The organism is Natronospirillum sp. (genome assembly GCF_022565775.1).
GTDB lineage: Bacteria > Pseudomonadota > Gammaproteobacteria > Pseudomonadales > Natronospirillaceae > Natronospirillum.
Genome location: NZ_JAIUMC010000132.1, coordinates 1 through 6,393 on the forward strand (window position 1 = coordinate 1; position 6,393 = coordinate 6,393).

The following is a 6,393-nucleotide window of genomic DNA, read 5'->3' on the forward strand; positions in this document are numbered from 1 at the left end:
CGTGACCGATGGTGCCCACGTTCAGGTGGGGCTTCTTGCGTTCAAAAGCTGCCTTAGACATTGTTGCTTCCTCAATTAGCTGGTGGCCTGACGGATCAGGCCTTCTTGATAATTTCTTCCGCGATGTTGTTCGGAGCCTCGGCATAGTGCGAGAACTCCATGGTGTACGATGCACGGCCCTGCGACATGGAGCGCAGGTCTGTGGCATAACCGAACATTTCCGAGAGCGGCACATCCGCATTGATCACCTTGCCGGAAGGGGTATCTTCCATGCCGTGAACAATGCCGCGACGCCGGTTCAGGTCGCCCATCACATCACCCATGTAGTCCTCAGGGGTGACGGCCTCCACCTTCATCATGGGCTCCATGATGCAGGGGTTGCCCTTCTCAGTGAGCTTCTTCACCGACATGGAGGCGGCCACCTTGAAGGCCATCTCGTTCGAGTCGACATCGTGGAAGGAACCGTCAAACAGGGTCGCCTTCAGGCCCAGCAGCGGATAACCCGCCAGTACGCCGTTCTGCATCTGCTCGCCGATGCCCTTTTCTACCGCAGGAATATATTCCTTGGGTATGACACCGCCCACGATTTCGTTGACGAACTCCAGACCTTCGGTCTCGGTGGGTTCAAAACGCACCACAACATGGCCGTACTGACCGCGGCCACCAGACTGCCGCACGAACTTGCTTTCAACTTCGCACGACTGACGGATCTTCTCACGGTAAGCCACCTGGGGCGCACCGATATTGGCCTCGACCTTGAACTCGCGACGCATGCGGTCAACGATAATGTCCAGGTGCAACTCGCCCATACCCGAGATAATGGTCTGACCCGTCTCTTCGTCGGTTCTGACGCGGAAGGAAGGGTCTTCCTGAGCCAGCTTGCCCAGAGCGATACCCATCTTCTCCTGATCGGCCTTTGATTTGGGCTCGACCGCTACGGAGATGACCGGCTCGGGGAACTCCATGCGCTCCAGAGTAATGGGGCTGTTCGGATCACACAGGGTATCCCCTGTAGTCACACCCTTGACCCCAACCAGAGCGGCAATGTCACCGGCCAGTACTTCCTTGATTTCTTCACGGTTGTTGGAGTGCATCTGCACCATACGACCGACGCGCTCTTTCTTGCCCTTGACCGGGTTCAGTACGGCGTCACCGGATTTCAGCATGCCGGAATAAACGCGCACGAACGTCAGGGTACCCACAAAGGGGTCCGTAGCGATCTTGAACGCCAATGCGGCGAAGGGTGCGTCATCTTCGGCAACCCGCTTTTCAACGGTCTCGGCCTTGTCATCCAGCACACCTTCGATCGCCTTCACCTCGATGGGGCTGGGCATGTATTCGATGACGCTGTCGAGCAGGGCCTGGACACCCTTGTTCTTGAAAGCAGAACCACAGTGGGTCAGCACCAGGTCATTGGCCAGGGTGCGCGTGCGCAGACCCAGCTTGATCTCGTCCTCGGTCAGCTCAATGCCTTCGAGGTACTTCTCCATCAGCTCGTCATTGGCTTCAGCGGCGGCTTCGACCATCTCGTTGCGCGCCTCTTCGGCTTCGGCCTGCATGTCTGCGGGAATGTCTTCCAGCTCATACGTCATGCCCATGTCGTCTTCACTCCAGACGATCATCTTCATGCGCAGCAGGTCGATAACGCCGCGGAACTCTTCTTCCGCGCCAACGGGCAACTGGATCGGTACCACATTGGCACCCAGCCGCTCTTTCATCTGATTGACGACCCATTTGAAGTCGGCACCGGCGCGGTCCATCTTGTTGACGAACACCATGCGCGGCACTTCATACTTGTTGGCCTGACGCCAGACGGTCTCGGTCTGCGGCTGCACACCGGACGAGCCGCACAATACGACGACTGCGCCATCCAGAACCCGCAAAGAGCGCTCGACTTCAATGGTGAAGTCAACGTGCCCGGGCGTATCAATGATGTTGATCCGGTGCTCGGGGAACTGCTGGTTCATGCCGCTCCAGAAACAGGTGGTAGCAGCAGAAGTAATGGTAATCCCGCGCTCCTGCTCCTGTTCCATCCAGTCCATGGTGGCTGCACCATCGTGCACCTCACCAATCTTGTGAGACAGTCCAGTGTAGAACAGGATACGTTCGGTCGTGGTGGTCTTGCCCGCATCCACGTGCGCGACAATACCGATGTTGCGGTAACGATTAATCGATGTCTTGCGAGCCACGATTGAATCCCCTGTAGTTTAGAAGCGAAAGTGTGAGAAGGCCTTGTTGGCTTCGGCCATGCGGTGCACGTCTTCACGTTTCTTGAATGCCGCACCCTTGCCTTCCACAGCGTCCTGCAGTTCGCCTGCGAGGCGAAGTGCCATGGACTTTTCGCCCCGCTTGCGAGCGGAGTCCACCAGCCAGCGCATGGCCAGTGCTTCACGGCGCTCAGGACGGACTTCAACGGGCACCTGGTAGGTTGCACCACCAACACGGCGAGACTTGACCTCAACCATGGGGGCAACGGCTTCCAGCGCGGATTCGAACACCTCTACCGGATCCTTGTCCTGACGTTCCTGGATCTTGTCCAGGGCGCCATACACGATCCGTTCTGCGATGGATTTCTTGCCGTCTTCCATCACGTGATTCATGAATTTTGCCAGTGTCTGATTGTTGAACTTGGGATCTGGCAGGATCTCCCGTTTTGCGACGATGCGTCTTCTTGGCATGATAAGCCCTCACTCAATAGGTCTTCAGGACAGCCCGGTACACAACGGAGAGTTCAGTTCCGCTCGACCGGCCTTACTCTTATCTCTCGGCCATTATGGCGATGAAAGATGTCATTTCTTCGGTCGCTTGGCCCCGTATTTGGAGCGACCCTGCAGGCGATTCTGCACGCCGGCACAGTCCAGAGCACCACGCACGGTGTGATAACGCACACCGGGCAGGTCTTTTACCCGGCCGCCGCGAATCAGCACTACCGAGTGCTCCTGCAGGTTGTGACCCTCACCGCCGATGTACGAAGACACTTCGTAGCCATTGGTCAGGCGAACACGACATACTTTACGCAGTGCCGAGTTCGGCTTTTTCGGAGTCGTTGTATAGACCCGGGTGCATACACCACGGCGCTGCGGGCAGGCCTGGAGTGCACGTACGTCACTCGGCTTGACCTTGCGCTTGCGCGGTTTACGCACCAGCTGGTTAATGGTTGCCATTCAGCCTTTCTCCACTTTCTTTAGCTTCTCAATATACAAATTGCCCCGGACCAGACCGGCCCGGGACAATGAAGGACGCGAATGATAGGGCTCGACTATTTTATAGTCAAGCTCGCCGCGTATTTGCTTACTTGTTCAACGCCTCGCTCAGGGCTGCTTCCACATCACTGGCGCTCATGGACGGACGGTCATCGCCCGCCAGACGCTCGTCACGCTTGCGCTTGCGCTCGGCGTGATAGGCCAGACCGGTTCCGGCAGGAATCAGTCGACCCACGACCACGTTCTCTTTCAGACCGCGCAGATAATCACGCTTGCCGGTGACGGCACCTTCGGTCAGTACCCGTGTGGTCTCCTGGAAGGAGGCCGCGGAGATGAACGATTCGGTAGCCAGTGACGCCTTGGTGATACCCAGCAGCACGCGCTCGAACTTGGCCGGCAGCTTGCCATCCACGTCCGCCGCTTCGTTGGCTTCCAGCAAGGCAGTCAGCTCAACCTGGTCACCCTTGATGAAGCTGGTCTCGCCCGGCTCGGAAATCACCACCTTGCGCAGCATCTGCCGCACAATGGTTTCAATGTGCTTGTCATTGATGCCCACACCCTGGAGGCGGTAAACCTCCTGGATTTCGGTGGTGATGTACTTGGACAGTTCTTCAACGCCCAGCAGACGCAGGATATCGTGCGGGTTCATCGGACCTTCGGAGATCAGTTCGCCCTTCTCGACATTCTCGCCCTCGAACACGCTGAGCTGGCGCCACTTTGGAATCAGCTCCTCGTAGCCGTTCTCGCCATCCTGCGGGGTAATCATCAGGCGCTTCTTGCCCTTGGTTTCCTTGCCGAAGCCGATGGTGCCGGTAGTTTCCGCCAGAATCGCGGGCTCTTTGGGCTTGCGTGCTTCAAACAGGTCCGCAACGCGCGGCAGACCACCGGTGATGTCCTTGTTACCCGAAGACTCCTGGGGAATACGGGCCAGAACGTCACCAATGTTGACCTCCTGACCGTCGCTCAGGCTGAGCAGCGACCCGTCGGGCAGGAAGTACTGCACCGGCTGGTCGGTATCACCGAACTTGATGTCCCTGCCCTTGGCATCCACCAGCTTCAGCATCGGCCGAATGTCCTTGCCGGCAGTGTTACGGTCTTTCTGCGGAATGACCTCGATGTTGGCGACCCCGGTCATGTCGTCGATCTTGGAGTTGATGGTTATGCCATCATCCATGCCGACGAACTTCACCTTGCCCTTCATCTCGGAGATGATCGGGTGAGTGTGCGGATCCCACTTGGCCACCGGCTCGCCGGCGCCCACTTCCTGGTCTTCCTTCACGGTCAGCGTGGCGCCATACGGCAGCTTGTAACGCTCGCGTTCGCGACCGGACTGATCGACAACAGACAGGATTGAAGAGCGTGATGTAGTCACCAGCTCTCCATTGGTGCGCTCGACCGTCTTGATGTTGTGCAGCTTGATACGACCACCATGCTTGACCTGTACCGCATCCACGGCAGAGGACGAAGACGCTGCACCACCGATGTGGAAGGTACGCATGGTCAGCTGGGTACCCGGCTCACCGATGGACTGGGCGGCAATGATGCCGACCGCTTCACCGATGTTGACCAGGTGACCACGGGCCAGATCACGACCGTAGCAATTGGCACAGATACCATGGCGCGTCTCACAGGTGATTGGTGAGCGTACCTTGATCTGATCAATACCCCACTCATCGATCTTGCGCACCAGGCGCTCGTCGACCAGGGTATTGGCCGGAATGGCCACTTCGTCGGAGCCCGGGATCAGCAGATCCTCGGAGATAACCCGACCCAGCACCTGCTGGCCGATGCCGACGACGATATCGCCGCCTTCGATGATCGGCTCCAGCGTGATGCCGTTGCGGGTACCACAATCGGTCTCCGTCACGACAACATCCTGCGCCACATCGACCAGACGACGGGTCAGATAACCCGAGTTGGCGGTCTTCAGTGCCGTATCGGCCAAACCCTTACGGGCGCCGTGTGTGGAGATGAAGTACTCACCCACCGACAGACCTTCACGGAAGTTGGACTTGATCGGGTTCTCGATGATGGAGCCGTCAGGCTTCGCCATCAGGCCGCGCATACCGGCCAGCTGACGGATCTGGGCCGGGGAACCCCGGGCGCCGGAGTCAGCATAGATGTAGACGGAGTTGAAAGACTCCTGCTCCACTTCCTTGCCATCCCGATCGACGGTCATCTCTTTACCGATCGACTCCATCATGGAGCGGGCGATGGTTTCATTGGCGCGTGACCAGATGTCCACCACCTTGTTGTACTTCTCGCCCTGGGTCACCAGGCCGGATTCGTACTGTTCCTGGATTTCCTGCACTTCGGCCTCGGCCTTGCCCAGAATCTCCAGCTTGTTCTGTGGAATCTCGAAATCGTTCACGCCAATGGAGGCACCACTGCGCGTGGCATAGTGGAAGCCCATGTACATGATCTGATCGGCAAAGATGACCGTCGGCTTCAGACCGGCACGGCGATAGCTTTCGTTCAGCAGCAGCGAAATCGACTTCTTCTTCAGTGCCCGGTTGACCAGTTCGAACGGCAGGCCGTCCGGCACGATGGTGAACAGCAGTACACGACCGACTGTCGTTTCATACAGCTGGGTACGGGTTTCTTCGTGATCTTCATCGCGAATCACTTCCTTGACCCGAACCTTGATCTTGGCCTGCAGGCCGACCTTGCCGGCACCGTAGGCGCGCTCGACTTCGGGCACATCGGCAAACACCATGCCTTCGCCCTTGTCGTTGATGCGCTCACGAGTCATGTAGTACAGACCCAGGACCACGTCTTGCGACGGCACGATAATCGGCTCGCCATTGGCCGGCGAGAGGATGTTGTTGGTCGACATCATCAGGGCACGCGCTTCGAGCTGGGCTTCCAGGGTCAGCGGAACGTGCACGGCCATCTGGTCACCGTCAAAGTCGGCGTTGTAGGCGGCACAAACCAGCGGGTGCAGCTGAATGGCCTTGCCCTCGATCAGTACCGGCTCGAACGCCTGGATGCCCAGACGGTGCAGCGTGGGTGCGCGGTTGAGCAGCACCGGATGCTCGCGAATGACTTCGTCCAGAATATCCCAGACAACCGCTTCTTCGCGCTCGACCATCTTCTTGGCCGCCTTGATGGTGGTGGCCAGGCCGCGCAGTTCCAGCTTGCTGTAGATGAACGGCTTGAACAGCTCCAGCGCCATCTTCTTGGGCAGACC

Annotated in this window: 4 protein-coding genes; all 4 read right to left on the reverse strand. The window is 58.3% G+C overall.

Going from position 1 to position 6,393, the window contains the following annotated elements; all coding sequences use genetic code 11:
• Positions 1-95 precede the first annotated feature (95 nt).
• Positions 96-2,189, reverse strand: a complete 2,094-nt coding sequence (gene fusA, locus LAT62_RS15535; protein WP_293386002.1) for an elongation factor G — start codon at positions 2,187-2,189, stop codon at positions 96-98.
• Between the two features lie 18 nt (positions 2,190-2,207).
• Entirely contained in the window at positions 2,208-2,678 is a 471-nt protein-coding gene (rpsG, locus tag LAT62_RS15540; RefSeq protein WP_293386004.1) for a 30S ribosomal protein S7, read from the reverse strand.
• A 111-nt stretch (positions 2,679-2,789) separates the two neighbouring features.
• Positions 2,790-3,164 (reverse strand): 30S ribosomal protein S12, encoded by a 375-nt coding sequence (rpsL, locus tag LAT62_RS15545; RefSeq protein WP_135484976.1) that lies wholly within the window; start codon positions 3,162-3,164, stop codon positions 2,790-2,792.
• A gap of 127 nt (positions 3,165-3,291) precedes the next feature.
• A partial coding sequence (rpoC, locus tag LAT62_RS15550; RefSeq protein ID WP_293386009.1) for a DNA-directed RNA polymerase subunit beta' occupies positions 3,292-6,393 on the reverse strand: 3,102 nt, incomplete at its 5' end.